The 2321-nt window shown below is 66.4% G+C and carries 2 protein-coding genes; both read right to left on the minus strand.

The genetic code is table 11. The annotated features are described in order from the left end of the window. The coding region (locus WB785_RS20025) for an acyl-CoA dehydrogenase family protein (protein ID WP_424081105.1) at positions 1-591 on the minus strand (591 nt) is incomplete at its 3' end. A gap of 6 nt (positions 592-597) precedes the next feature. Further along, the coding region (locus WB785_RS20030; protein WP_424081107.1) for a biotin/lipoyl-containing protein at positions 598-2321 on the minus strand (1724 nt) is incomplete at its 5' end.

Here is a 2321-nt window from a genome sequence, read left to right on the forward strand (position 1 = left end):
GGTAAAGCCGGGAGCATCGGTGGGCACTACGAACAGCGCTGGGCGCAGCTTGCCGGTTTTTGCTTCCTCGGTGCGGGCGACGACCAGGACGGCCTGTGCCTGGTCGATGCCGGAGATGAAAACCTTCTGGCCCTTGAGGATCCAGTCGCCACCGTCGCGGCGGGCGGTGGTGGTGATCTTGTGCGAGTTCGAGCCGGCGTCGGGCTCGGTGATCGCGAATGCCATCGTCAGCGACCCGTCGGCGATAGACGGGATCCAGCGCTTCTTTTGCTCGTCGGTGCCGAACTTGCTGATGATCGTGCCGTTGATGGCCGGCGACACCACCATCAGCAGCAACGCGCTGCCCGCCGCCGCCATCTCCTCCATCACCAGCGACAGCTCATACATCCCTGCGCCGCCGCCACCGTACTCTTCCGGCAGGTTCACCCCGAGGAAGCCGAGCTTGCCTGCCTCAGACCACAATTCGTCGGTGTGTTCGTGCGCACGGGCCTTCTTTATGTAGTACTCGGCGCCGTAGCTGGACGCCCATGCGGCGACGGACTTGCGCAGCGCCTGGCGCTCTTCGCTCTCGATAAAACTGGTGTCGGTCACGATGCTCTAGTCTCCTTCTGAGTTTTCGGGCGACTCAACCCTTGCCAGAATGGCGCCCACTTCGACTTGTTGCCCGGTGGTGACGTTGAGCTCGGCGAGCACGCCGTCGGTCGGTGCGGTGATGGTGTGCTCCATTTTCATTGCCTCCAGCCAGATCAGCGGCTGGCCGGCAGTGACCGTGTCGCCGACGTCGGCGCCCAGCCTGATGACGTTGCCGGGCATGGGTGCCACCAGCGAGCCCTTCTCGACGGCCGAGCCCGGCTCGGGGAAGCGTGGCAGCGCGACAAAGTGCACGGGCCCGCGAGCGGAGTCGACGTAGACGTCCTGCCCGTAGCGCGCAACGGCGAACCTGCACGCGACGCCGTTGCTGTCGGCCAACACGACTTCGTCCTGCGTGGCCGAAACCAGGTGCGCCGCTTCCGGATCAGCCAGGATCAGTCCCGTTCTGGTGAAGCGGTATTCGACTGTGTGCTCGGTGTCGGCGTCATCGCGGTACGTCTTGACCTGGTATCCCGAGGCAAGGTTGCGCCAACCGCTGGGGATCGAGCCGAGGACGGGGGTGGTCGCGCGATTGTGTGCGGCGTCGGCAAGCGCCGCCGCGATCGCGGAGAGCCGGATGGTCGCGTCGTCGGCCAGCGGAGCCGCCAACTCTGTTAGGCCGTGCCTGTCGAAAAAGGCTGTGTCGGTGGCGCCGTCGAGGAATGCCGGATGACGGAGCACATTGACCAGCAGCTCGCGGTTAGTGCGCAGGCCGTGGAGGTGGGTTCGAGCCAGCGCGTCGGCGAGCACCAGCGCGGACTGTCGTCGCGTCGGGGCGTACGAGATGACTTTGGCCAACATCGGGTCGTAATGGATCGATACCGCAAATCCGTCGACGATTCCCGCGTCCAGCCGAATGCCGGTCCGCTGGCCCAGCGACGAAAATTCGCAGCGAACGGCCGGCACGTCGAAGGTGTGCACCACGCCCGCCTGCGGCTGCCAGCCTCGGGCGGGATCTTCGGCGTAAAGGCGGGCTTCGATCGAATGGCCAACAGCGGCAGGGGGTTCAGCGTCGAGTCGGCCGCCGCCGGCGACTGCGAGTTGCAGCTCGACCAGGTCGAGTCCGGTGGTCTCCTCGGTGACAGGGTGCTCGACTTGCAGCCGGGTATTCATCTCGAGGAAGAAGAAGTCGCCGTCATCGTCGGCGAGGAATTCCACCGTGCCGGCACCGGCGTAGCCAATGGCCGCGGCGGCCAGCCGGGCCGCCTCGAACAGCTTTTCACGCATCCCCGGTGTGCGTTCGACCAGAGGAGACGGTGCCTCCTCGATGATCTTTTGGTGGCGGCGCTGAATCGAGCATTCCCGCTCGCCGACGGCCCACACCGTGCCGTGGGCATCCGCGAGTACCTGGACCTCGACGTGGTGGCCGGTGGGCAGGTAGCGCTCGCAGAAGACTGTCGGGTCTCCGAAAGCGGACTGTGCTTCGCGCTGGGCGGCTGCGACTTCGCCAGGCAGAGCTGATAATTCGCGCACCACCCGCATCCCGCGACCGCCGCCGCCCGCCGACGCCTTCACCAGCACCGGCAGCTGGGCTTCGGTGACCGTGTCAGGGTCGAGTTCGTCGAGCACCGGCACACCGGCCGCGGCCATCATCTTTTTGGCCTCGATCTTGGAGCCCATCGCCCGCACCGCATCCACCGGCGGCCCCACCCAAATCAGCCCCGCGGCTTGCACGGCGGCGGCGAACTCGG

Origin of the sequence: Mycobacterium sp. (assembly GCF_049585075.1) — a bacterium.
Classification (GTDB): Bacteria; Actinomycetota; Actinomycetes; order Mycobacteriales; family Mycobacteriaceae; genus Mycobacterium.